The following is a 25628-nucleotide window of genomic DNA, read 5'->3' on the forward strand; positions in this document are numbered from 1 at the left end:
ATGGCTCCCAATAGCATGAGTCCAGACACTTAAAAGGGTTCGTCTGCATGAATAAGGCCAAGGAAAACTCCGCCACGCCAACAGGTCCGCTGAAAATCCGGATCGGCGGCAAGGAACGGGAGTTCGACATCGAGAATCCCGAGCTTCCGGACTGGGTCGAGGAGAACAAGCTGGCCGCGGGCGGGTATCCCTACGACAAGAAGATGAAAAACGAGGAGTATGACGAAACGCTCGAGCATTTGCAGATCGAGCTGGTCAAGGCGCAAGCGTGGCTGCAGGCGACCGGCAAGCGGGTGATGGCGCTGTTCGAGGGGCGTGACGCCGCCGGCAAGGGCGGCACGATCTTCGTGCTGCGCCAGTACCTCAACCCGCGCACGGCGCGCAACGTCGCGCTGACCAAGCCGACCCCGACGGAGTTGGGGCAATGGTATTACCAGCGCTATGCCGATCATTTCCCGACGTCGGGCGAATTCGTCACCTTCGACCGCTCCTGGTACAACCGCGCCGGCGTCGAGCCGGTGATGGGTTTTTGCACCCCCGAACAGCACGAGAAGTTTCTCGACGAGACGCCGCATTTCGAACGAATGATCGTCAATGACGGCATGCATTTCTTCAAATTCTGGCTGAACATCGGCCAGGAGACGCAGCTCGAGCGCTTTCACGATCGCCGCTACAGCCCCCTGAAGAGCTGGAAGTTCTCGCCGATCGACATTGCCGGCATCACCAAGTGGGACGATTACACCAAGGCGCGCGACAGCATGCTCGAGCACACCCACAAGGAGTTCGCGCCATGGATCATCGTGCGGGCCAACGACAAGCGCCGCGCGCGGCTGGCGGTGATGCGTCGCATCCTCCTGTCGCTGCCCTATGAGGGGCGCGATCTCGATGTCATCGGCAAGGAAGACAGGAAGATCATCGGCGAGGGACCATCATTCCTCGGCAAGCAGGACTGACGCTTTTGGTGCCGCGCAGCCAAAGGGAGCGCGGCGCAATTTGATAGACGCACTACCGATTCAGGTTTCAGGCCGATTCGACCTGAAACCATCCGACTCTAGGCCGCCAGGCGCGCGATCCGCTGCAACCGTCGCAGCGTCGCGTCGTCTTGCAGCGCCTGCTTGAACAGCGATATCTCCTCATCGATGCGCTCGCAAAGTGCCGTGGTGTTGCCCTTGAGCAGGCCGCGCGTCTGCAGCAACGCCGCAACCGGCTTTTTGACGAGCTGCCTGGCCCGGCCGAGCGTCGCCTCCTCGACGCTGCCCTCCGGGACGATCTCGGCGACGAGGCCGAGCGCCCTGGCGTCCTCGGCACGAAGCGTGTCGCCGAGGCAGAAGAAGCGGAAAGCGCCGGCATAGCCGAGCTTCTGCGGCGCCAGGATGCTGGTCGCCGCGTCCGGCACAAGGCCGAAATCGACGAACGGCACCCGGAACGTGCTTTTTTCCGACGCGATCACCATGTCGCAATGGAACAGGATGGTGCAGCCGACGCCGACGGCATCGCCGTCGACACAGGCCAGGATGGGCTTTGGAAACGTCGCCAGCATGCGGAACATGTCGGTGACGGCGGCGATCAGCTTCTGATGCTTGGTGGCATCCAGGAATTCGGAAAAGTCGCCGCCAAGACAGAAGCAGCCCGCCAGGCCGCGCAGCACGACGACCCGCACCTCGTCGTTCTCGGCGGCCTCGTGGAACGTCCTGGCAAGGCTCTCATAGGCCCGTCTGTCGAGCACCGGCCGGCCGTCATTCGACGATACGGTGACGATCAGCGCGTGGTTGCGCAGTTCAGGCTGCGGATGCGCGTTCATGACGCCCTCCTTTGGCCGAACATGTCGGGATATCCCCTGGCCAGGACGGGTGCATGATGTTTGCGGCGCGAACGCACCACGTCCAGCGTGTGCTCGTTGAAGGTGAGCAGCGTCGCCACGACCTGCTGGTTGCCATAGGTGCGCTGATAGCCCAGCGGCGTCGCCAGGAAGTGCAACTGCAGTGCGCGCAGCACCCACATCGGCTCGAACTCGATGATCACCTTGTCGACGCCGCGCTTCAGACCCCACTCGACGAAACCGGCTATCAATTCCGTGCCGACGGTCGAGACGCCGCGCCGGCCATCGCGAAAACCCGGAGCCACCGCATAGCGGGTCAACTCCCAGATGTTGGGACCCGCCGGCGGCGTTCCTTCGGAGAGATCGGTCAACACCTCGGTCAAGAGATGCGGCCGCGTGGTCGGCAACATCCGCTGATAACCCGCGACTTCATTGCCCCTGATGACGATCTGATGCACCGCCTCGTCATGATCGAACTGGTCGACCTCGAACCCGTCGGGGCGACGCAGGTCCTCCCATCCCATTTCCTCGACGAATATCCGATAGCGCAGCCGATGGACGGCCTCCCAGAGGTCGGGGCGTTCCATCAATTCTTTGGTCGAAAGACAAAAAAGCATTCCGTAGTCTCCTGTGTTTCAGGGGAAGATACGGCCGTGCTTCGATGCGAAAATTGCGTGATCACGTAGGCGAGAAGTTCTAGGCCGGCACGGCCGACCTAGCTAATGTATCCCCGCCTTATCGCCTCGGCGACTGCCTGCACCCGGTTGACGGCACCGAGTTTGCTTTTGGCGTTAAGAAGATGTTTCTCCGACGTGTGTTCGGAGATGCCGAGGATTTGCGAAATCTCCCATTCGGACTTGCCGACGGCGGCCCATTGCAGGCACTCGCGTTCGCGCGGCGTCAGTTCGATGTGATCGATGGTCGTGGCCGCCATGGTGTGGAGTTGCATGGCGCGGCCAACGGCATAGGTCGAGACCAGCGAGACCAGGCCGAACTCGGCCGCCGACAGTTCCACGGCCTCGCCACCCAGCGACACCATGACGATTTCGCCGTCGAGCGTGATCAGCGGAAAGGCCAGCCCATCGCGAAGCTTGAAGGCGCCGGCGTCGCCCATCACTTCGCCACTGCCCTTGTCGATGCGAAGCCCCTGGGCGGCTTCCCGCCACTGGAACGGCGCCTGCAGCTGTTTCATGTGACTGACGACGGGATCGTGATCGACATAGTTGCGCGTCACATAGCGCTCGAGCCATTCGACCGGCCAGTCGCAAAGCAGCACATGCTGCTTTTGCTGACCCGTGGGCGTGCGCGGCTTCGGAACGGTTCCGGCCATCAGCGCGGTCAGGCCGAACTCCGATGTTACGCCCAACAGTTTCTCGCAGACCGCGGCCGCCGTTGCGGCGTGCTGCAGCTGGTCTATGTATTCCAGCGTCCGATCGAACTGACCCATCGCAACATCAACCCCATGTTGCCTTATGCATTAAAGTCCATGGTCCACGCCTTGCCGGCACTTCGCCACCGACCAAGAATTGCAAAGCGCCCGCTTCCGGTTGTGGTTCTCGACCCTGGTACCCCACCAGGGCAGCCACCGCTGTTTGCAAACCCACCGAACCATATCCTGAAATCGAAGCGTTGAAATCAAAAAGCATTGTGCCTGTACCATTTTCGTACCAAAACCGGCACGAGAACGAGTGCGGCGGAGTTCTATCTTGGCGTTCCAATGGAGGTTCCAGGTCCTGGCAGGGGCGCTCATCGCGGCCCTGGCTTGGGTTCCCGGAGCGCGCGCGGCGGAGCCGCAGGTACCGGTGCTATGGGACGCCAAGGAGCGGCTGCCCAAGCCGGACCTTTCGGCACTGCCGCGGCTGCGGTTCCTGACGACCACGGATTTTCCGCCCTTCAATTTCCTCGACGGTGCGGGAAAGCTGTCCGGTTTCCATATCGACATGGCGCGCGCCATCTGCGCGGAACTCGGCATCGTCGACAAATGCCAGATCCAAGCCTTGCCGTGGGCGGAGCTTCAAGGCGCGCTCGAGAAAGGCGAAGGCGAAGCGATCATCGCCGGCATTGCCGCAACGCCGCAGTCACGCCAGACATACGCCTTCTCGCGCGCCTACCTGCAGTTTCCGGCACGCTTCATCATGCCCAAGAACAAGGCGCTGGCGGAACCGATCTTCGACAAATTGCGCAGTAAGCGCGTCGGCGTGATATCAGGCTCAGCGCATGAACGCATGCTGCGCGACTATTTCAGCACGGTCCAGGTCGTCCCCTTCGACGGGCCGGAAGCGCTCTACGGCGACCTCAAGGCTGGCAAGATCGACGCGGCCTTCGGCGACGGCATGCGCTTCGCCTTCTGGCTCGGCGGCTCCGATGCGGCCGGCTGCTGCCGCTTTGCCGGCGGCCCCTACCTGGCGCCCGAATATCTGGGCACCGGCATGGCAATCGCCACGCGCGCCGACAATCCGGCGCTGGCCGCAGCACTCGACTACGCATTGCAGGAGATTTCGATGAAAGGCACTTTCGCCGAATTCTACCTGCGCTATTTCCCGGTCAGTTTTTTCTGATCCGGTCCCGGTCAGTTTTTTCTGAGTCGGCGTAACGCTCTCTTCAGGTGAGCGTGCGAAGCCTTGCCTTGGCCGCACGGCCGATGGCCGCCACGGTCAACGTGTCGAGATCGAGCTGACGGCGGATCAGTTGCAGCACGCGCACCTCTTCCATCCGCATCTCCAGATCGACGGCGGCGACCTCGAAGGCGGCGGCGTAGGCGGTGTCGTGCAGCCGCTCCGGCAGCCCCTCCGCAACCTGGGTCAGGACCCCCTCCAGCCCACCCTCTTCCTGCAGCATCTTTTGGCAGGCCTGGGCCACGGAAACCAGCCGGTCCTGCCTGAAATCCTCGAACACCGGCCACGAGCGGACGACCTCGCCGATCCTGGCCAGTTCGATGTCGGTCATGTCCCGGTCTGAGGCCGATGTGATGACCATCAGATAGATCAGGGCTTCATGTGGGGTCGGCGACGGCATTCTTTACTCCTTGACGGGCGCCGAAGGTAGGAAGGGGAGCCCGAGGCCGCAAGGAAAAAGCGCCCCACGCGTTGACGCTCCGGCCATGCGCGCCTAGAGACCGGTTGAAAATCGACACTTGCAGCCAGAACGGCGAATAATTTTGGAAAACAGGACCATGGCGGGATCAAACATCATCGATCTCAATCCCGAACTGCTGACGGCTGCGGCCGAGAGCAAGGCATGGCCGTTCGAGGAAGCCAAAAAGATCATCGAGCGCTACAAGGGCGCCGACTTTCCCAAAACGATCCTGTTCGAAACCGGCTATGGACCGTCGGGCCTGCCGCATATCGGCACGTTCGGCGAAGTGGCGCGCACCTCGATGGTGCGCCATGCGTTCCGCGTGCTGACGCGGGACAAGGTCGCGACCAAGCTGCTGTGCTTTTCCGACGACATGGACGGCATGCGCAAGATACCCGACAGCGTGCCGGATCGCGCAGCGCTCGAGCCGTATCTGCACAAGCCGCTGTCGTCGGTGCCCAACCCCTTCGGCGGCGACTATGCGAGCTTCGCCGACCACAACAATGCGATGCTCTGCCGCTTCCTCGACACGTTCGGCTTCGACTACGAGTTCGCCAGCGCGACGCAGTACTACAAGGCCGGCCGCTTCGATGCGATGCTGTTGCGCACCGCCGAACGCTACGACCAGATCATGGCGGTCATGCTGCCGACGCTCGGACCTGAGCGGCAGGCGACCTACAGCCCCTTCCTGCCTATCTCGCCGAAGAGCGGGCGCGTGCTTTACGTTCCCATGAAAAATGTGGACGCCAAGGCCGGCACCATCACCTTCGACGATGAAGGCACCGAAACCACGCTGCCGGTCACCGGTGGCCGGGTGAAGCTGCAGTGGAAGCCGGATTTCGGCATGCGCTGGGCGGCGCTCGGCGTCGACTTCGAGATGTTCGGCAAGGACCACCAGACCAATGCGGTGGTCTATGACCGCATCTGCAACATCCTGGGCGGGCGGGCGCCGGACCATTTCGTCTACGAGCTGTTCCTCGACGAGAACGGCCAGAAGATTTCCAAGTCGAAGGGCAATGGCCTGACCATCGACGAATGGCTGGCCTATGCACCGACCGAGAGCCTAGGGCTCTACATGTACCAGCGGCCGCGGCAGGCCAAGAAACTGTATTTCGACGTCATACCGCGGGCGGTGGACGAATATTACACCTTCCTCGCCGCCTATCCCCGTCAGGACTGGAAGGAGCGGCTGGGCAACCCGGTCTGGCATATGCATGACGGCAATCCGCCCGCCATCGACATGCCGGTGCCGTTCTCGCTGCTGCTCAACCTGGTCAGTGCCTCCAATGCGCAAAACAAGGACGTGCTGTGGGGCTTCATCTCGCGCCATGTGCAGGGCGTGACGCCGGCCACCCATCCCGAGCTCGACCGGCTGACGGCCTATGCGATCCGCTATTTCGACGATTTCGTGAAGCCGACGAAGACCTTTCGACCGGCCGACGAGGTCGAGCGCGAAGCACTGGTGGCTCTCGACAAGGCACTTGGCGACTTGCCAGCGGGCGCCAGCGGCGAGGCGATCCAAAGCGCTTCGCTCAACGTGGCGCGCAAGATCGAACGCTATCAGGATCATTCCAAGCAGAGTCCGGAAGGTGGCCCCGGCGTTTCAGGCGCCTTCTTCCAGATGATCTATCAAGTGCTGATCGGTCAGGAACGCGGCCCACGCTTCGGATCCTTCGCCGCCCTCTACGGCGTCGCCGAAACCCGCTCGCTCATTCAGAAGGCGTTGGCTGGTCAGCTGGCTTGAGGACGCCGCCGTCCTCTTCCAGGATCGAACCCGGCGCCTGAGGCGCCGGGGCGGGCGCGGCCGGCACCGCCGAGATACCGGCAAGGTTCGGCGCCGGTCCGAAAATGCCTTTCTTCGCGCTCTGCGCCTTGTTGCCGGCCTCGACATAGGGCCCGCCCTTGGCGGCGCGCGCCCAGCCGTTTTCGACCAGCCATTGACCGACATCCAGCTTGCCGATCCGGCACTCCGCCGCGATCCGGTCGCGACCAGCTTCCGGCGGCACCGTGCAGGCCACGGCGCGGCCGCGCAGGAAGGCGCGGAAAGCCGTGCGAGCACGGATGCCGCACGGCCAGGATTTGCCGTCGGTGGTGCAGGTCTCGTCCTGCCCGACGACATCGATGCCGGAAACGGCGACCGAATAGCCTTTCGCCTCGATCAGGCCGGCAGCCGGCGCGACCGGCTGGAACAGCTTCGTGCCGTTCCAGTCGTCGGGCATCTTCGGCTTGGGCGGCACGGCCAGCGCCAGCTTGCTCAACGGCTCGCGGGGCTCGACCCTCTCGAGCTCTCCGGCGGGCAGTTTCGGCGGCGCGACGACCTGCGGATCGATCGCCCTCGAATGCGCCGCAGGCTTTGGCGGCTGGGGAGCAGGTATGGCGGAGGTTGCAGGTTCTTCGGGCACCGTCCCGGTGTCAGCCTGCGGGATCGTATCGGCGCCGGGATCGATCTGATCCACCGCCACAGTGCTTGCGCTGCCTTTCAGCGTGCGTCCTCCGGCAACGACCAGCGCCGCCATCACCGGAACCATCAGAACCGCCAGGACCAGATGAGGAAGTCGCACCCGTTGCACCTATTGGCTTGCCCAGACGATCCGCGCCACCCATTCGACCTCGCGCATGGGGATGTCGCGGTCCGGATGCTCCGGATTGAGCGAGACCAGCGCGATCGACTTGACGGTCTGGCGCTCGAGCACCTTGGCCATCACCTCGCCTGATGTGGTCTTGACGACGACGCGATCACCTTTGCGGGTGGCGGCGCCCGGCTCGACGATGAGCACATCGCCGTTGCGGTAGAGCGGCAGCATGGAATCGCCCTGCACCTGCAGTGCATAGGAACTTTCGGTCGACTGCGCCGGCAATTCGACGAGATCCCAGCCCTGCCCCGCCGGAAAACCGGCATCGTCGAAGAAGCCGCCGGCGCCCGCCTGGGCAAAGCCGAGCAACGGCACGGCGCGCCGGCTGGCGGGCGATGCGCCCCGGCCTTCGATCAGTCCCGTGAATTCGTCCAGCGAAGCGCCGGTGGCCTCGATGATCTTGGCCAGCGATTCGGTCGACGGCCAGCGCGGCCGGCCGTCGGACGAGAGGCGTTTCGATTTGTTGAAGGCGGTCGAATCGAGACCCGCGCGCCTCGCCAGACCCGAGGCCGAAAGCGAATAGCGCTCGGCCAGAGCGTCTATGGCGGCCCACACGCGGTCGTGCGAGAGCATTTTGCGCGCTCCTTCGGGACAGGAAAAAATGCCTTGCCTGTCTAACCCGCGACCAGTTGGTTGTCCACCGTTTCGATGACGGATCGCCGGCAGCGGCCGCTCGCGACAAAGGCCGTATCCTTATTGACCGCCGCGGGAGGATGGCCCTATGTTCAGCCTGCGGTGCAAGCCGCATCCGGGTCCGCGGGAAGGGTTGAACCCACTTGCCTTGATGAGCTTGTAGCCAAACCTTTGTGCTGCCGATTTGCGGACCTTCGGCACTTCACGCACGGAGGTTTTTATGAAACAGCTCCCCAACCTGCCCAATCTCGATCTGTTGAAGAAGCAAGCAAAGGAATTGCTCGCGGACTACAAACGCGGCGATCCGGATGCGCTCGAGCGCCTTCGAAATGCCCTGCCGGCAGCCATGGGCAAGTCCGACCAGGCGATCAAGAGCCTCGCCTTGCGTCTTCATGATGCCCAGTCCTGTCTTGCGCGGGACTATGGGTTCCCGTCCTGGTCGGACATGAGCAGCTTCGTCGCGGCGCAGCGCGTTTACCGAACCGACCGCGCCGACTCGATCCGCAATTGGGCGGGCCTCGTCTATGCCGGCGACATCAGCGGCGGTACGAACCGGGCAAGCCCGGCCGCCGCCGCGCGGATGGTCGAGGAGCATCCGGATCTCGTTGCAGAGGATCCTTATCTCGCCTGCGCTGTTGGCGATGAAGCCATCCTGCACGGTTTGACGGAGCGGGACCCAGGATGGATCAATCGCCCGGGCGGTCCGCTCAACCTGCCGCCGCTGGTGGCGGTGGCGCATTCCAGTCTTCTCCGGCTGCCACGCTTTCGCGAACCGCTTCATACCTGTGCCGAACTGTTGCTCGAAGCAGGTGCCGACCCAGACCAAGCCGTCGGCAGCCGTTGGCCGCCGGCGTCCGTGGAAAAGCCCTCGGAACAGTTCCCGCTGTCCGCGCTCTACGGCGCTGCCGGTCAGAACCACGATCCCGTGCTGACAAAGCTGCTGCTCGACGCCGGTGCCAATCCGAACGACGGCGAGTCGCTTTATCACTCGCTCGAAAATCCGGACTGCACCCGGCTGCTGCTTGCCGCGGGCGCGCGAGTCACCGGCTCCAATGCGCTCTATCGCGTTCTTGACCTCGACAGCATCGAGGCGCTGCGCCTCCTGCTCGCGGCAGCCGATGCCAATCCGAACGAAGGCGCCACAAGCCAGCCGACTTCCGATTGGGGCAGGCCGCTTTTGTGGGCGATCCGGCGGCGGCGCTCCGCCGCCCATATCGAAGCGCTGCTTGCCGCCGGAGCCGATGCCTCGGTTCGCACGCCCGACGGGGCGAGTGCCCATCTGGTCGCCCTGCGCTTTGGGCTGACCGATGTCGCCGCGCTGCTGCGGCGATGGGCAGACAATGGACCGCTTCCCGATGACGAGCAGTTCATCGCCGCGTGTGCCGCGGGCGACGAGGCGACGGCTCGGCGGATAAAGGCCCGGCACCCGGACTTGCCCCACTCGCTGTCGGACACGCAGTTGCGCCTTCTGCCGGAGCTTGCCGCGCAAGGCTGCACCGAGGCGGTGAGAGCCATGATCGATCTGGGTTGGCCGATCGCCGTGCGCGGCGGCGATTGGGATGCCTCCGCGCTGAACCACGCGGTGTTTCGCGGTCACGCCGATCTCACCCGCTTCCTGCTCGAACACGGCGCCAACTGGAAAGAACAGCATGGTTTCGGCGGCGACGTGCGCGGAACGCTCGGATGGGGTTCGGTCAATGAACCGGAGGCGAACGGCGACTGGCTTGGTTGCGCCGAGGCGCTCGTTGCGCATGGGATGCCGAGCGGACGGTCGGACCCGAATGGCTCGCGGAATGTCATCTTCGAGGATCGTACGATGGTCTTTTCGGACGAGGTGACAGATTTCCTGCTCGGTGCGGCGGCGTGACGAATACCGGGCTTCGGAGCGCGATCAGGTCCGTTTGGCCAAGGCGCGCAAACCCCGATGCGAGGTCATGAAAATGCGTTCCGCCTCGGTCGGTGGCCCTGGGTTCACCGCGCGGCCAAGCGCGGCGACTACCTCGTCAATGTCGAGGAAGCGGCGCGCCTTGCGGTCGTAGACACCGGCCGTCGTCATGATCACGGCGGCCGTCTCGCCATTGTCGAGGACGAAACGGTGTTTGCCGATGACCTGAGTGCCTTCCTAGGTCTCGATCGAGGACACCACTTCGAAGCGCCGCCACAGCCGGATCTCACGGGCGTAGACGGCCTGCAGCCCGCCCATCATCGGCGCCCAGCCATTCTTCTTAGCCAGCGTGATGAGACCAGCGCGGACAAACAGGTCGATGCGGCCAAGGTCGGCCAGCATCATGTAGCGCGCATTGTTGAGATGGACGTTGAAATCGATATCGGTCGGCAGGCAGCGAAAGGCCAGCCGGCCTTCGCCGCCCATCATATAGGGACCACGGCTGCGCGCCGTGGCCAGCATGCGCGCCATGCGCGCCCAGACATACATGACGCTATGTCAGGCTGCCTGCTTCACGTCGCCCTTGGCATAGGGGTCGAAGCGTTCGTAGAAGGTCTCACCTTTCTCGGCCATGTCGATAAGCAGCTTGGGCGCCTTGAACTCGGCGCCATACTTCTTCTGCAGGCCCTTGGCGATCTTGACGAATTGCTTGGCGCCGATCCCGTCGATGTAGGACAGCGCGCCACCGGTGTAGGGCGCGAAGCCGAAGGCCAGGATCGAGCCGACATCGGCCTCGCGTGGATCGGTGACGATACCCTCTTCCATCACGCGTGCTGCTTCGAGCGCGATGGTGACCAGCAGGCGCTGCTGCAACTCCTCATAGTCGACCTTCTCGGCCGCGAGCTGCGGATAGAGGTCCTTCAACCCCGGCCACAGCTTCTTCTTCGCGGGCTTGGCCGGATAGTCGTAAAAACCCTTGCCATTCTTGCGGCCGAAGCGGCCGTGGTCGTCGACCATGATGTTGATCAGCGCCATCTGTCTGGGGTCGACGGCCTTGTGACCAAGATCCTTGATGGTCTGCTTCATGATCTTCTGGGCAAGGTCGATGGCCGTCTCGTCGGTCAGAGCCAAGGGACCGACCGGCATGCCGGCGGCCTTCGCCGCATTCTCGATCATTGGAGCGGGCACACCTTCGATCAGCATCTTGTAGGCTTCCGACATGTAACGCAGCACGCAGCGGTTGACGTAGAAGCCGCGCGTGTCGTTGACGACGATCGGCGTCTTCTTGATGGCGCGCACGAAGTCGATCGCGGTGGCCAGCGCCTTGTCGCCGGTCTTCTTGCCCAAGATGATCTCGACCAGCATCATCTTGTCGACCGGCGAGAAGAAGTGGATGCCGATGAAATTCTTCGGCCGCGCCGAATTCTTGGCCAGACCGGTGATCGGGATGGTCGAGGTGTTCGAGGCGAAGATCGCCGACGACTTCAGCACGGCTTCCGCCTGTTCGGTGGCGTTCTTCTTGACGGCGGAATCCTCGAACACCGCTTCGACGACGAGATCGCAGCCGGCGAGGTCGGCATAGTCTGCCGTCGGCGTGATCAGCGAGAGGAGCTTGTCCTTCTCCTCGGGCTTGGCGCGGCCCTTCTTGACCTGATCCGAGACCAGGCTGTCGGAGTGCGCCTTGCCCTTTGCGGCCGCCTCCATATCCCGGTCGAGCAGCACCACCGGAATGCCGGCCTTGGCGGTGACATAGGCGATGCCGGCGCCCATGAAGCCGGCGCCGAGGATGCCGATCTTCTTGAACTTGGTGTCCGGCACGCCGGCCGGGCGGCGCGCGCCCTTGTTCAGCTCCTGCAGCGACACGAATAGCGAGCGGATCATAGCCGCCGCTTCCTTGCTCCGCATGATCTCGGTGAAATAGCGCTGCTCGATCCTGAGCGCGGTGTCGAAGGGCACCAGCAGCCCCTCATAGACGCATTTCAGGATCGCGACGGCGGCCGGGTAATTGCCGTAGGTCTCGCGGCGCAGAATGGCGATGGCCGGCGGCCACAAATTGGCACCTGCCGCCGAATAGATCGGCCCGCCGGGCAGCTTGAAACCCTTCTCGTCCCAAGGCGCCACCGGCTTGAGGCCGTTCCTGATCATCGCCTTCGCAGTCTCAACCAGCTTCGCCGGTTCGGCGATCTCGTGGATCAGGCCCATCGCCTTCGCCTTCTGCGGCGACAGGGTCTGGCCGGAGGTCAGCATCTGCAACGCCTGTTGCTGGTCGGTCAGCCGCGGCACGCGCTGGGTGCCGCCGGCACCGGGGAAGATGCCGATCTTGACCTCGGGGAGCGCCATCCTGACCTTGTCGGAGTCGGCCGCGACGCGGCCATGGCAGGCGAGCGACATTTCGAAGGCGCCGCCCATGCAGGTGCCGTTGATCGCCGAGACCCATGGTTTGCCGCAGGTTTCCAGCTTGCGGAACAGGCCGTTCATGATGCCGGCATTGTCGAACAGCGCCTTGGTCGCCTTTTCGACATCCTTGACCTTGTCAGTGGCGAAGGTGGTCAGCATCTTCTGCAGCAAGGTGATGTCGGCGCCACCGGAGAAGGTGTCCTTGCCGGAGGTGATCACCGCGCCCTTGATGGCGGCATCGCCGGCCACCTGGTCCACGATGGCGTTCAACTCGCGCATCACCTCTTCGGTGAAGACGTTCATCGAGCGGTCCGGGCTGTTCCAGGTGACCAGCGCGATGCCGTCGGCGTCGATGTCGAGGGTGAAATTGGCGTAGCTCATCGTTCTCTCCCCGTTAGACGCGTTCGATGATGGTTGCGGTACCCATGCCGGCGCCGATGCACAGTGTCACCAGCGCGGTGTTCAAGTCGCGGCGCTCGAGTTCGTCCAGCACCGTGCCGAAGATCATCGCGCCGGTGGCCCCGAGCGGATGGCCCATGGCGATGGCGCCGCCATTGACGTTGATCTTGTCGTGCGGGATCTCGAAAGCCTGCATGTAGCGCAGCACGACCGAGGCGAAGGCCTCGTTGAGCTCGAACAGGTCGATGTCCGACAGCTTCATCTTGGCTCGCTTCAACAGCTTTTCGGTGACGTCGACCGGGCCAGTCAACATCAGCACCGGCTCGGAGCCGATGTTGGCGAAGGTGCGGATGCGCGCGCGCGGCTTGAGACCCATCGCCTTGCCAGCCTTCTTCGAGCCGAGCAGCACGGCCGCCGCGCCATCGACGATGCCGGACGAGTTGCCGGCGTGGTGGACGTGGTTGACCTCCTCGACCTCGGGATGCTTCTGCACCGCCACCGCATCGAAGCCGCCCATTTCGCCGGGCATGACAAAGGACGGATTGAGCGAGGCGAGCGACTGCATGTCGGTCGACGGCCGCATATGCTCGTCATGGTCGAGAATGGTCAGACCATTCTGGTCCTTGATCGGGATGACCGAGTTCTTGAAGCGGCCATCGGCCCAGGATTTTGCGGCGCGCTTCTGGCTCTCGACCGCGTAGGCGTCGACGTCGTCGCGCGAAAAGCCGTATTTGGTGGCGATCAGGTCGGCCGAAATGCCTTGCGGCACGAACCAGCCGGGCAGGCCGACCGAAGGATCCATGAACCAGGCGCCGCCGGACATGCCCATGCCGACGCGCGACATCGATTCGACGCCGCCGGCGATGACGATTTCATCGGCGCCCTGGGCGATCTTGGCGGCGCCGAAATTGATGGCGTCCAAGCCGGAGGCGCAGAAGCGCGAGATCTGCATGCCGGGTGCCTTGGTATCGTAGCCGGCCTCGAAGGCGGCGGCACGCGGAATGACGGAACCCGCCTCGCCGACCGGGTCGACGCAGCCGAAGATGATGTCGTCGACCGTGCCGGTGTCCAGCCCATTGCGGTCGCGCAGGGCTTCCAGCGTCCTGGCGGCGAGCCGCACCGCCGGCACCTCGTGCAGCGATCCGTCCTTCTTGCCCTTGCCGCGCGGCGTGCGCACGGCGTCATAGACATAAGCTTCGGCCATTTTCATGCTCCTTGGGTTCGCTGAAAAGCTGCTCAGAGCGAGCGTCCGATCAGCAATTTCATGATCTCGTTGGTGCCGCCGTAGATGCGCTGGACGCGAGCGTCACGGAACATGCGGGCGATCGGATATTCATTCATGTAGCCATAGCCGCCGTGCAATTGAAGGCATTCGTCGACGACTTTGCCCTGCAGGTCGGAGAGCCAGTACTTGGCCATCGAGGCCGTTACCGGGTCCAGCCCGCCATCGATGTGACGGGTGACGCAGTCATTGTAGAAGACGCGGCCGATGGTGGCCTCGGTCTTCAATTCGGCCAGTTTGAACTGGGTGTTCTGGAAGTCGATGATCGCCTTGCCGAAGGCCTTGCGCTCCTTGACGTAGTCGATGGTCAGTGCCAGCGCCCGCTCGATCATGGCGATCGCCCCGGTGCCGATCTGCAGCCGCTCCTGCGGCAATTGCTGCATGAGCTGGACGAAGCCCTGTCCCTCTTCATGGCCGAGCAGGTTGGAGGTCGGCACACGCACGTCGTTGAAGAACAGCTCCGACGTGTCGTTGGCCTTCAGCCCGATCTTGTCGAGGTTGCGGCCGCGCTGGAAGCCTTCGACCTCATCGGTCTCGACGATCATCAGCGATGTCCCCTTGGCGCCCTTCTCCGGATCGGTCTTGGTGACGATGATGATGAAGTTGGCGAGCTGGCCGTTGGTGATGAAGGTCTTGGAGCCGTTGATCTTGTACTGGTTGCCGTCCTTCTCTGCACGGGTCTTGACACCCTGCAGGTCGGAACCGGCGCCGGGCTCCGTCATGGCGATGGCGCCAATCAGTTCGCCGGTGGCTAGCCTGGGCAGCCATTTCTTCTTCTGCTCTTCCGAGCCGTAATGGAGGATGTAGGGTGCTACGATCGAATTGTGCAGGCCGATGCCGAAACCGTCGACGCCGACATGGCCGATCGCCTCGATGATGGCGCTCTCATGCGCGAACGTGCCGCCCGAGCCGCCATATTCCTCCGGCATGGACGCGCAGAGCAGGCCGGCGGAACCTGCCTTCAGCCAGCTTTCGCGGTCGACCATCTCGTTCTTCTCGAACTCGTCGTAACGCGGCGCGATCTCCTCCGACATGAAACGGGTAGCCATGTCGTAGAGCATGCCGACCTCGTCGGCCGCCCAGGCTGGTTTCGGCAAGGAGAGCACTTCGGCGGGATTTGTCGCCACGATTTCCTCCGCGTATCGACAGACAGAAAGGCCAGCGAGACCGAGTTTAGAACGCTTCCGCCGGCAGGGCCATCAGCGTATCGGCGCCACTCGAAATACGGGCGAGGTGCGCCGAGGTTTCCGGCATGATCCGTTCCATGAAGAAGCGCGCCGTCACGACCTTGTTGTCATAGAAAGGCTGGGAGCCGTTGGCACCCGCCTTGCCCTGTGCCGCCTTGGCCATCTGGGCCCACATGTAACCCAGCGCCACGAGGCCGAAGAGATGCATATAGTCGGTCGAGGCCGCACCTGCATTGTCGGGCTTCGCCATGCCGTTCTGCAGCAGCCACATGGTCGCCGCCTGCAAATCGTTGAGGCCCTTCTTCAGACCCTTGGTGAAGGGCACCATCTTCTCGTCGGCCCGGTTCTCCTCGCAGAATTCGCCGACCTCCTTGAAGAAGGCCTGTATGGCGCGGCCGCCGTTCAAGCCGAGCTTGCGGCCGACGAGGTCGAGCGCCTGGATGCCGTTGGCGCCTTCATAGATCATGGCGATGCGGGCATCGCGCACGAACTGGCTCATGCCGTGCTCTTCGATGTAGCCGTGGCCGCCGAAGACCTGCTGCGCCATCACGGCGTGGTCGAAGCCCTTGTCGGTGAGCACACCCTTGACCACCGGCGTCATCAGGCCGGTGTAATCGTCGGCCGCCTGGCGGTCCTTATCGTCGGCGGAGCGGTGCGCGATGTCGGACTTGATCGCCGTCCACAGCGCCAGCGCGCGGCCGGCCTCGTTGAAAGCCTTCATGGTCATCAGCGAGCGGCGGATGTCGGGATGGACGATGATCGGATCGGCCTTCTTATCCGGTGCCTTCGGACCCGACAGCGAACGGCCCTGCAAGCGGTCCTTGGCGTAGGCGACGGCGTTCTGGTAGGCGATCTCCGACAGCGACAGGCCCTGCAGGCCGACGCCAAGCCGCGCCTCGTTCATCATCGTGAACATGGCCTTCAGGCCGCCATTGGCCTCACCCAGCAGCGTGCCTTCGGCCTCGTCATAATTCATGACGCAGGTCGAGTTGCCGTGGATGCCCATCTTCTCCTCGATGGAACCGCAGGAAACGGTGTTGCTCGTCTCTGGATTGCCCGACGCGTCGAGCTTGAGCTTCGGCACGATGAACAGCGAGATGCCCTTGACGCCTTCCGGTGCGCCTTCGATACGGGCCAGCACCAGATGGACGATGTTGTCCGACATGTCATGCTCACCGGCCGAGATGAAAATCTTCTGGCCTGAAATCTTGTAGGTGCCATCGCCGTTCGGCACCGCCTTGGTGCGCAGCAGGCCGAGATCGGTGCCGCAATGCGGCTCGGTCAGGTTCATGGTGCCGGTCCAAGTGCCCTCGACCATCCTGGGCAGCCAGGTCACCTTCTGCTCGTCGGTGCCGTGGGTGATGATGGCGGCAATCGCCCCTTGCGTCAGGCCCGGATACATCATCAGCGCCATGTTGGCCGACACCATGTATTCCGACACTGCCTGGTGGACGGTGTAAGGCAGGCCTTGGCCGCCGAACTCGACGGGAGCCGCAAGGCCCATCCAGCCGCCTTCGCGATACTGATCGAACGCTTCCTTGAAGCCCTTGGGCGTGGTCACCGAGCCGTCGTCGTGGCGCACGCAGCCTTCCATGTCGCCGACACGGTTGAGCGGATGCATGATGTTCTCGGCGAGCTTGGCCCCTTCGGCGAGAATTGCCTCCAGCACGTCGGGCGTCGCGTCGGCGAATCCAGGAAGGTTCGAATAGCGCTGATAGCCCAGAACTTCGTTGAGCACGAACAGCGTGTCCTGGACCGGGGCCCTGTAGATCGGCATGCTTTTCCTCCACCATGCGGATTAGCCCCGAAATCAAGCCGTGCGCGGCAGGCGGGCCAATGTCGAAGTGGCAATAGCAAATATTGACGTTTGCGTAAACGTCAATATTTTTGATGCGACAAGATTTCCGCCGCCACGCGCGCGGCGCCTGGCGTTGCGGCATTGCGCGAGGCAGCTGGAAACAGCAGGCCAAAGATAGCAAAAAGCCGCGCGGCATGGCCACGCGGCTTTGATAGTGAAGGGTCCGACAGTGTCGGAGAGTGGCTTAGCTCGCGACGCTAGCCTGCGGCGCCGTACGCTCGGCCAACATCTTGCGCACCGCCGACATCGAGCCGCTGAGCTCATTGATGGCGTCGTCGATCAGTGTCCGCTGCTTCTGCAGGCGAGCGAGCTGCTTCTCCGACTTGTCCAGCGCCAGCCGCAACTGCTTGGTGTTGGAACCGGTCGGATCGTAGAGGTCCATCATCTGCTTGACGTCGCGCAGCGAGAACCCAACCTTGCGGCCGAGCAGGATCAGCTTCAGCCTAGCCTTGTCGCGGCGCGTATAGAGACGGGTCGAACCGTCGCGCTGCGGGTTGAGCAGGCCCTTGTCTTCATAGAAGCGCAGCGTGCGCAGCGTCACGCCGTACTTTTTGGCCATTTCGCCGATTCGCGAGAGATCCTCGCCGGCTTCGACAGATGCATTATTGGTATTGGCCGCGGTCTCGCCGGCCGAGATAAGTTTCATGGTCACTGGCTTCCCCGTTTGGTGGCGTCGCGGTCCTGGACCAGGCGTCGCCTGACTGGAAGCGGGGGCGTGCTTCCGGCCGTGGTTTCGACAAACAAATCGCAAAACAGCACGGTTGACGCGCCATTTACGTTTACGTCAATTCTATACCGATAGCCGCCTCATGACGCAAGGGCGTTCTGAAAACGGTGCTTTATGCCGCACCGGACGTCGCGACAGCCAACTTCCTCGCAATTTCTTAAGCTTGGTTAACGCGTTGTTTACCACGTTGGGCGAAATGTGCGCATGTCGGCTACCCGTGGTTATCCTGTATCGAATTTTTCACGGTTTTTCGGAGCGCGGGTGAAACCCGGGAAGCTAGTCTTCCACCGTGGCATGGAAGCGCGGTCGCCTCGTTCCGGCAGGGACTTGGGGAGCTGGTCGCAAGCCGGCCAATCTGAAAGACGGACGCACCGATGAACAGCAAGCGGTCCTACCTCGATACACTCAATGCCGGCAGGCAGCGCAAGCCGCAGACCACGCTCGAGCAGTTGAACCGCTCGCTGGAGACCCTGGAACAGCGCCTGGGGCAGACGCGCGAGGACGCGACGGCACGCCCCGCTCCTCGCCAATATGGCGCCGACCCGCGTTACCCCGCCGCCGAACCGCGTTATCCCGCCGCGCAGCCGACGCCCCAGCAGCACTGGTATGAGGATCCGCAGCCGGCACCGCGTGCGCACAACCCGGCGCCCTCCCCTGCTTTCGACCAGAATTATCAGGCGATCGCGCGCGACATCGACCGTGTGCGCGGCCAGGAAGACAGCGTCGCCATGGTCGGCAAGATCGCGGGCGAGCTGCGCGGCATGCGCGAGGAACTGCGCCACCAGGTGACCTCGGGCCTGCAGCGCGAATTCGACGCGCTGCGCAAGGACATCGATCGCGCCTTCCAGGCGAATGCCAAGCCCGGCGCGACAGGCAAGGGCAGCGCCGAACTCGGCTTGGAATTCGAGCGGCTTTCCGGCGCCATCAAATCGCTCTCGGAGAAGAGTGACGACAGGAGCGTCAATCTGCTGCGACTGGAACTCGAGCAGGTCAAGGCCGCGCTCGACACGCTGGCGCGTGAGGAGAGCGTGCAGAAGGTCGACCGCCGCTGGGACGATTTCGACCGCCGCTGGACGGCTTTCGAAGACCGCGTCGACGCCGACCAGCGCAAGCGCTCCGACGATCCAGCCCTTGCGGCCCTGACCGACCGGCTGGAGCAGATCAGCAACGCCGTCAACAACCTGCCGGAATCGCTGTCGCTGCGTTCGCTGGAGGAAAAGGTCCGCACACTGGCCGGGGCGGTCGACCATTTCGCCAGCCAGCAGGACAATCGCGGCGGCGCCACGCTGGCCATGATCGACGAGCGGCTGGACGAGATTTCCCGCGCCATCGTAGCCTCGACAGTCGCCGCACAGGCGAATTCAATCGACCATGAAGCCTTCGAGCGCATCGAGAAGCGGATCGACTCGCTTGCCCAGCAGATCGAGGAAGTGGCGCAGGACCGTCCCGGCAATGTCGTGATCGACCGGCTGAACACGCTGTCGAGCCGGGTCGATGACCTCGCCGGCCGCGCCAACCTGCCCGAGCAGGCAATGGAACGGCTCGCCAAACAGATCGCGCTGATCGCCGACAAGATCGACCAGGCGCCGGCCATGCCTGACGCCGACTACATCTTCCACGGGCTTGAACAGCGCTTCGACGTGCTGTCGGGCATGATGGAGCGTCGGCAGGGCGACGCCATCGAACAGGGCAACATGCTGTTTCGCGATCTCGAGCGCCGGCTGGACGAGGTTGCCGACCGGCTGGACCAGCGCAGCATGGCGCAGGTCGACAGCGCCGGCATCATGGACGCCATCGATGCCCGCTTCACCGCACTGGCCAAGCGCATGGAAACGCGCGCTCCCGATCCCGCCGGCGAGGCGGCGATCCGCGGGCTGGAAAGCCGGCTCGAGGATATTTCAAGCCGGCTGGACGCTTCGGCGGCCCAAGTCGCCGGCATCGATCCGGCGCTGATCCGCAGCCTGGAGGCGCAGGTCGCCGGCCTGTCGGCGCATCTTTCCAAGCCCAGCACGCCATTGCCGGACTTCGAGGACATCAGCCCGCGCCTCGACGAAATCGAGAAAGCACTGGCCGGGACCCGCGATTCCATCCTCGGCGCCGCACGCGAAGCGGCTGAGAACGCGGTGCGCTCGCTGGCCGGAACGAGCACCAATACGGCCGCGGTATCTGGCCTCGCCCAGGACCTGAAGACGCTGGAGACATTGACGCGGCGTTCCGACGAGCGCAATTCGCGCACCTTCGAAGCCATTCACGATACACTGCTCAAGATCGTCGACAGGCTGGGTTCGCTGGAAACCAGCGACCCGTCCGAAGCGGTGAGCGAACTCCTCGACGTGGCTCCGACCGAACCGAGCGGCTGGCGTGGCGCGCGGCGACCCAAGATGGCCGTGAACGCACCGTCGATGACCATGGACGAGCCGCAGCCGCTGACCGGCATGGCCGATCTCGACGCGCGTGCCACGGCCATATTGCGCGCCGAGCCGGTTTCATCAGGCGAGCCGGCGCTGCACGTTGACACGGGGTTGTCTGCCCGGCCGGGCGCGCGCTCGCCCGCGGAAGCCGCCGCCGCCGCCGCGATGGCCGCACTCGGTTCCGACATCGTCGCCGGAGAGGACCAGCCGGCAGGCCGCAAGTCGATGTTCGGCGGGCTGGCGCGGGCCTTCAAGGGCAAGAAGGCGGCGGATGTTCCGCCGCTGGCCGGCTCGGCACCGAGCGTCGATTCCCCGAGTGTCGATCTCGATGAGCCGCTCGACCCGAAAGTCGCCAACCGACCGCTGGAGCCCGGCTCCGGCGCGCCCGACCTCAACGCCATCATGAAGCGCGTGCGCGACGAGCGGGGACAACCGGCAAAGCCCGGCGACAGCGACGCGGCGAAATCGGATTTCATCGCCGCTGCCCGGCGCGCGGCGCAGGCGGCCGCGGCCGAGGCCGACGCCCTGAAGCGCCAGTCGACCATGAAAGGCCCGGTCAAGGCCCTCAGGATAGGCGACCTCCTCAAGGCGCGGCGCAAGCCGATCCTGATGGCGGCGGCAGCGATCATGCTGGCGCTTGCCGGCCTGCAACTCGGCAAGGCGTTTCTTTCGGATCCCGCCCAGGTGGCAAATAACGACGCGACGCCGATCGTCGCCTCGCAGCCGGTAAAGACGGCCTCTGTCGATACCGCAAGCCAGCCGAAAACCGAAATCCAGCCGGCGGCGACGGACAGCGCGCCGGCCCGTGCCGTCAGGCAGGCCGAACAATCCGCGCCGGCAAGCAAGGACGACATGGCGGCGCAGACCGTCATGGCCATGCCGTCTGATACGGATGCGATGCCGGATACGGCGTCCACGGCCAGGCCCGCACCGGCGCCGGTCGCGTCGGCCTTGGCTTCCGGCCCGAGCACAGCCGCTCCCGACACCATGGCGTCGGCCAAGCCTGTTGCTACGATGACCGCTGCTCCCACCGTGACGGATCCGGCCCCTGCCGCGCCAATGGCGGCAACGGCCAACGACACGACTGGCGCCGTTGCGCCCATGAACAAGGCGGCGGCGACAGCCGCGACCAAGTTCGACATCCCGGCCGATGCCGGCCCTGCCGCCTTGCGTGACGCCGCCGCCGGTGGCGACGCCAAGGCATTGTTCGAGGTCGGCTCGCGCTACGCCGAGTCGCGCGGCGTCAAGGAAGACATGCCGGCGGCCGCCAAATGGTACGAGAAATCGGCGGAACTCGGCTTCGCGCCGGCGGAATACCGCATCGGCAATTTCTACGAGAAGGGCATCGGCGTCGCGCGTGACATCAAGAAGTCGAAGACCTGGTACCAACTCGCCGCCGCGCAGGGCAACGCCAGCGCCATGCACAATCTGGCGGTGCTGTTCGCGATGGCCGCTGACGGCGTGACCGACAATGAATCGGCCGCGCACTGGTTCCAGGAGGCCGCCGACCTCGGCGTCAAGGACAGCCAGTTCAATCTCGGCATCCTCGCCGCCAAGGGCGTCGGCATGAAGCAGAACCTGGAAGAATCCTACAAATGGTTCGCACTCGTCGCCAAGACCGGCGACAAGGACGCCGCGGCCAAGCGCGACGAGATCGCCAATGCGCTGCGGCCCGAGCAGCTCGAGCGGGCGCGCGCCGCGACTGAATTGTGGAAGGCCAAGCCGCTCAACGCGGCGGCCAACTCGGTGGACATTCCCGAATCCTGGCAGGAAGGCACGCCGCAGACGACCGCCGGCATCGACATGAAGAAGGCGGTCAAGAACATCCAGCTCATCCTCAACAAGAACGGCTATGACGCCGGCGGCGCCGACGGCGTGATGGGCGACAAGACCAAGAACGCGATCATCGCTTTCCAGACCGCCAACAAGCTGCCGGCGACCGGCGCGGTCGACGAGCAACTGGTCAAGGCATTGCTGGCGCGCAAATAACGGCAGAAGCGTCGTTTCCACGACGCCCTTGCCATATATTTGCCTGTTAACTGCTTGAGTTGTCTTTTTGTTTCGGCGCGGCGGCGGGGTTTGACCACGCCGCCGCGTCGGCGCAAGAGAAAATTGGCTTTTCGATGCGATACTGTCCGCAACGGCTTTATTCGCCGACAGGCAAACTGATCGAGACTGACGGGTGGGCATCTATCTCCCGATCGCGGAAATTTCCGTAAACGTCTTCGTGCTGCTGGCCATGGGCGCCGCGGTGGGTTTCCTGTCGGGCATGTTCGGGGTGGGCGGCGGCTTCCTGATCACGCCGTTGCTGATCTTCTACAACATCCCCCCGGCGATCGCGGTCGCCACCGGCGCCAACCAGGTCATCGCTTCTTCCGTCTCCGGCGTCCTTTCGCACATGAAGCGAGGCACGCTCGACTTCAAGCTCGGCGGCGTACTCCTGGCCGGCGGCATCGTCGGCTCGACTGCCGGCATCTTCGTGTTCGGCTTCCTGCGCAAGCTAGGCCAACTCGACCTGTTCATCTCGCTCTCATACGTCGCCCTGCTCGGCACCGTTGGAACGATCATGCTGATCGAGAGCGTCAGCGTGCTGCGCGCCACGCGAAGCGGCGCCGCACCGGTGCTGAAGAAGTCTGGCCAGCACAATTGGATCCATCGCCTGCCGCTGAAGATGCGGTTCAGGGCCTCGAAGCTGTTCGTCAGTGTCATTCCAGTGCTTGGCCTTGGCGCGAGCATCGGCTTTTTGTCGTCAGTCACCGGTGTCGGTGGCGGCTTCATCATGGTCCCTGCACTGATCTATCTGCTGAAGGTGCCGACAAATGTCGTCATCGGCACCTCGCTGTTCCAGATCATCTTCACCTCGGCCTTTACCACGCTCGTCCATGCCACCACCAACCAGACGGTCGATGTGATGTTGGCCTTCCTTCTGATGGCAGGCGGCGTAGCCGGGGCGCAATATGGCGCCAAGGCCGGGCAGCGGCTGCGCGGCGAGCAATTGAGAGCCCTGCTGGCGCTGCTGGTGCTGGCGGTGGCGATCCGGCTCGCCACCGATCTGTTCGTCACTCCGCCCAACCTTTATTCGCTGTCCGGCGTGGGCCTCAACTGATGAAAGGCCTGAAAGCGTTCGCAGCCGTCGCTCTCCTGTCACTGACCGCCGCCGCGCCGGCGAAGGCGCAGACGCCGCTGACGGAAAGCATCCAGATCGGTCTCTCCACCGACGCCGTGTCGATCACCGCCGGCTTTTCCGGCGCCGACCTGACCATTTTCGGTTCGCTGGAAAATCCCGACCCCCTGGTGGCACGACAGGGCCGTTACGACGTCATCGTCGTGCTCGAAGGGCCCCCCAAGCCGGTGGTGGTGCGCCGCAAGGACCGGGTGCTCGGCGTCTGGGTCAATCTGGACTCCGAGACCTTCGAGAACGTGCCGGTATCCTACTCGGTGGCGACGACGCGGCCTCTGCAGGACATCACCGAACCCAACAGCTACAGGCAATTATCGCTCGGCGCCTCCAACCTCTACATGCAGCCCGCCGATGCCGGCGACAGCCCCGCGACGATCGAGGAATTCACCGCGGCGTTGCGCGAGCGCAAGACGGCGACCGGCCTCTACAGCGAGAATGTCGGCGGCGTGCAATTCCTGTCGCAGAACCTGTTTCGCGCCACGGTCAGGCTGGCGCCGAATGTGCCGGTCGGCACGCACAAGGCGCGCGCGTTCCTGTTCAAGAGCGGCCTGTTCGTCAAGGAGAGTTCGGCGCAGCTCGAAATCCGCAAATCGGGCTTCGAACAATCGATCTTCCGCGTTGCCCACGACTATTCGTTCCTCTACGGCGTGTTCGCCATATCGCTGGCCATGGTGACGGGCTGGCTCGGCCGGCTGGTGTTCCGCAAAGATTGATGCTCCGGGAAAAGAGGGGTTCCCCTTTTCCCGGCCATGCGATAAACCGCCGCCTCCCAGCCCAGGGGCAAACACGCACATACAATTCGCCGAAGCGGTCCGGCCATCCGGATGACAGCGCGATGCGTCGCCGCTGTTTTGCCGCCACGAAACAATGACAGGAGGCTGCAATGCATCAGGCATTCGGCGGCATCGACTTCGGCACGTCCAATTCCACGGTGGGCGTGATCCGGAACGGCAAGGCGCGGCTGGTCCCACTGGAGGGCGAACAGCCCACTCTGCCCAGTGCCGTGTTCTTCAACTTCGAGGACGGCCACACCTATTTCGGCCGTCGCGCGATCGGCGATTATACCGACAGCATCGAAGGCCGCCTGATGCGCTCGTTGAAGAGCGTGCTCGGCAGTTCGCTCGCCCACGAGAAGACGCGTATCAAGGCGCGCCAGATCGGCTTCATCGACATTATCGGCCTGTTCATCGGTCATCTGAGGACGCGGCTGGAGGAGGACGCCGGCGGCGTGGTGGAGAGCGTGGTGCTCGGCCGCCCGGTGCAGTTCGTCGATGATGACGCGCAAGCCGACGCGGAGGCGCAAGGCGAGCTCGAGAAGGCTGCCCGTGCCCAGGGCTTCAAGCACATCGCTTTCCAGTTTGAGCCGATCGCAGCGGCGCTCGACTACGAGCAGAAGGTGACGCGCGAAGAACTGGCGCTGATCATCGACATGGGCGGCGGCACGTCCGACTTCTCGATCGTGCGGGTCTCGCCGGAGCGGTCGCGATCGACCGACCGCAAGGACGACATCCTGGCCAGCCGCGGCATCCATATCGGCGGCACCGATTTCGACCGGCTGCTGAGCATCGCCCATGTCATGCCGCAGCTCGGCTATCTCTCCGCGACCAAGGACGGCAAGCGCAATCTGCCGGCCAGCTACTTCATCGATCTCGCCACATGGCAGCGCATCAATCTGGTCTACACCGCCAAGGCGATGACGCATCTGCGCCAAATCCGCTACGAGGCCGCGCGCGCCGACCTGGTCGACCGCTTCATCCATATCGTCGAGCACCGCTACGGGCACGCTCTGGCAGCGTTGGTCGAGAAAGCCAAGATAGAGCTGACCGACAGGTCATCCGCGGACGTGGCGGTGACGCTGCCCGACGCGGCGTTCGCCGCCGGGATCACACGCGACGGGCTGGAGGCAACGATCGCCCGGGAAATCGAGCGGGTCACCGAGACGGTGGCGCAGACCATCCGCGACGCCGGAGTCAAGCCATCCGACATCACCGCGGTGTTCCTGACCGGCGGATCGACGGCGATCCCGCTGGCAAGGCGGGAAATCCTGTCGCTGGTGCCGCAGGCTTCCGTCATAGAAGGCGATATGTTTGGATCGGTCGGGCTTGGCCTGGCGCTCGATGCGCAGCGGAAGTTCGGCTGAT

19 protein-coding genes and 1 pseudogene are annotated in these 25628 nt (G+C 63.9%); 8 read left to right on the forward strand and 12 right to left on the reverse strand.

The features are described from left to right. The first annotated feature begins 47 nt into the window (after window positions 1–47). Entirely contained in the window at window positions 48–953 is a 906-nt protein-coding gene (ppk2, locus tag FJ970_RS30900; protein ID WP_140757827.1) for a polyphosphate kinase 2, read from the forward strand. Window positions 954–1051: 98 nt separating this feature from the next. Here ppk2 and FJ970_RS30905 read toward each other — a convergent pair whose 3' ends face one another. The 3 genes from FJ970_RS30905 to FJ970_RS30915 all read right to left on the reverse strand — a co-directional run bounded on the left by FJ970_RS30905 (window position 1052) and on the right by FJ970_RS30915 (window position 3266). Continuing rightward, complete coding sequence (locus FJ970_RS30905; protein WP_140757828.1) at window positions 1052–1801, reverse strand: enoyl-CoA hydratase-related protein; 750 nt, start codon at window positions 1799–1801, stop codon at window positions 1052–1054. Further along, window positions 1798–2436 carry an acyl-homoserine-lactone synthase gene (locus tag FJ970_RS30910; RefSeq protein ID WP_140757829.1) on the reverse strand — a complete coding sequence of 213 codons (639 nt, stop codon included), beginning with the start codon at window positions 2434–2436 and terminating at the stop codon, window positions 1798–1800. Before FJ970_RS30910 ends, FJ970_RS30905 begins: the two co-directional genes overlap by 4 nt. Before the next feature lie 98 nt (window positions 2437–2534). After that, complete coding sequence (locus tag FJ970_RS30915; protein WP_140757830.1) at window positions 2535–3266, reverse strand: helix-turn-helix transcriptional regulator; 732 nt, start codon at window positions 3264–3266, stop codon at window positions 2535–2537. Window positions 3267–3525: 259 nt separating this feature from the next. Here FJ970_RS30915 and FJ970_RS30920 point away from each other — a divergent pair, with 259 nt between their 5' ends. After that, the gene (locus FJ970_RS30920; protein WP_140757831.1) at window positions 3526–4377 is read left to right on the forward strand and encodes a transporter substrate-binding domain-containing protein; all 852 of its coding nucleotides are present in this window, start codon (window positions 3526–3528) and stop codon (window positions 4375–4377) included. Window positions 4378–4420: 43 nt separating this feature from the next. On the opposite strand, the gene FJ970_RS30925 is transcribed toward FJ970_RS30920, so the two are convergent. Continuing rightward, window positions 4421–4834 (reverse strand): tellurite resistance TerB family protein, encoded by a 414-nt coding sequence (locus FJ970_RS30925; RefSeq protein WP_140757832.1) that lies wholly within the window; start codon window positions 4832–4834, stop codon window positions 4421–4423. 157 nt (window positions 4835–4991) lie between these two features. Here FJ970_RS30925 and FJ970_RS30930 point away from each other — a divergent pair, with 157 nt between their 5' ends. Further along, entirely contained in the window at window positions 4992–6638 is a 1647-nt protein-coding gene (locus tag FJ970_RS30930) for a lysine--tRNA ligase (protein ID WP_140757833.1), read from the forward strand. Here FJ970_RS30930 and FJ970_RS30935 read toward each other — a convergent pair. Then, the gene (locus FJ970_RS30935) at window positions 6604–7455 is read right to left on the reverse strand and encodes a thermonuclease family protein (protein WP_415752022.1); all 852 of its coding nucleotides are present in this window, start codon (window positions 7453–7455) and stop codon (window positions 6604–6606) included. The genes FJ970_RS30930 and FJ970_RS30935 overlap by 35 nt on opposite strands. 9 nt (window positions 7456–7464) lie before the next feature. After that, window positions 7465–8100: a helix-turn-helix transcriptional regulator gene (locus FJ970_RS30940; RefSeq protein WP_023772997.1), complete on the reverse strand. Its 636-nt coding sequence runs from the start codon at window positions 8098–8100 to the stop codon at window positions 7465–7467. Between the two features lie 280 nt (window positions 8101–8380). Here FJ970_RS30940 and FJ970_RS30945 point away from each other — a divergent pair, with 280 nt between their 5' ends. Then, on the forward strand, window positions 8381–10027 hold the full coding sequence (locus FJ970_RS30945) for an ankyrin repeat domain-containing protein (RefSeq protein ID WP_140757834.1): 1647 nt from the start codon (window positions 8381–8383) through the stop codon (window positions 10025–10027). A gap of 24 nt (window positions 10028–10051) precedes the next feature. On the opposite strand, the pseudogene FJ970_RS30950 reads toward FJ970_RS30945, so the two are convergent. The 6 genes and pseudogenes from FJ970_RS30950 to FJ970_RS30975 all read right to left on the reverse strand — a co-directional run bounded on the left by FJ970_RS30950 (window position 10052) and on the right by FJ970_RS30975 (window position 17814). Next, a pseudogene (locus tag FJ970_RS30950) lies at window positions 10052–10594 on the reverse strand (thioesterase family protein). 9 nt (window positions 10595–10603) lie between these two features. Beyond that, window positions 10604–12823: a 3-hydroxyacyl-CoA dehydrogenase NAD-binding domain-containing protein gene (locus FJ970_RS30955; RefSeq protein ID WP_140757835.1), complete on the reverse strand. Its 2220-nt coding sequence runs from the start codon at window positions 12821–12823 to the stop codon at window positions 10604–10606. A gap of 13 nt (window positions 12824–12836) precedes the next feature. Beyond that, on the reverse strand, window positions 12837–14045 hold the full coding sequence (locus FJ970_RS30960; RefSeq protein WP_127870767.1) for an acetyl-CoA C-acetyltransferase: 1209 nt from the start codon (window positions 14043–14045) through the stop codon (window positions 12837–12839). 32 nt (window positions 14046–14077) lie between these two features. Then, window positions 14078–15250: an acyl-CoA dehydrogenase family protein gene (locus FJ970_RS30965; RefSeq protein WP_140757836.1), complete on the reverse strand. Its 1173-nt coding sequence runs from the start codon at window positions 15248–15250 to the stop codon at window positions 14078–14080. 46 nt (window positions 15251–15296) lie between these two features. Beyond that, window positions 15297–17087, reverse strand: a complete 1791-nt coding sequence (locus FJ970_RS30970; protein WP_140757837.1) for an acyl-CoA dehydrogenase — start codon at window positions 17085–17087, stop codon at window positions 15297–15299. A 265-nt stretch (window positions 17088–17352) separates the two neighbouring features. Beyond that, a complete protein-coding gene (locus FJ970_RS30975; RefSeq protein WP_140757838.1) occupies window positions 17353–17814 on the reverse strand; it encodes a MerR family transcriptional regulator in 462 nt (153 codons plus the stop codon). 455 nt (window positions 17815–18269) lie between these two features. Between FJ970_RS30975 and FJ970_RS30980 the strand changes: the two genes are divergently transcribed. The 4 genes from FJ970_RS30980 (at window position 18270) to FJ970_RS30995 (ending at window position 25627) form a co-directional block, all read left to right on the forward strand. Beyond that, complete coding sequence (locus tag FJ970_RS30980; protein WP_140757839.1) at window positions 18270–22295, forward strand: peptidoglycan-binding protein; 4026 nt, start codon at window positions 18270–18272, stop codon at window positions 22293–22295. Between the two features lie 193 nt (window positions 22296–22488). Then, on the forward strand, window positions 22489–23412 hold the full coding sequence (locus FJ970_RS30985; protein ID WP_140757840.1) for a sulfite exporter TauE/SafE family protein: 924 nt from the start codon (window positions 22489–22491) through the stop codon (window positions 23410–23412). Continuing rightward, entirely contained in the window at window positions 23412–24200 is a 789-nt protein-coding gene (locus tag FJ970_RS30990) for a TIGR02186 family protein (protein ID WP_140757841.1), read from the forward strand. Before FJ970_RS30985 ends, FJ970_RS30990 begins: the two co-directional genes overlap by 1 nt. Window positions 24201–24370: 170 nt before the next feature. Beyond that, window positions 24371–25627, forward strand: a complete 1257-nt coding sequence (locus tag FJ970_RS30995) for an Hsp70 family protein (protein ID WP_140757842.1) — start codon at window positions 24371–24373, stop codon at window positions 25625–25627. Window position 25628 lies beyond the last annotated feature (1 nt).

This window comes from Mesorhizobium sp. B2-1-8 (assembly GCF_006442545.2).
Taxonomy (GTDB): domain Bacteria; phylum Pseudomonadota; class Alphaproteobacteria; order Rhizobiales; family Rhizobiaceae; genus Mesorhizobium.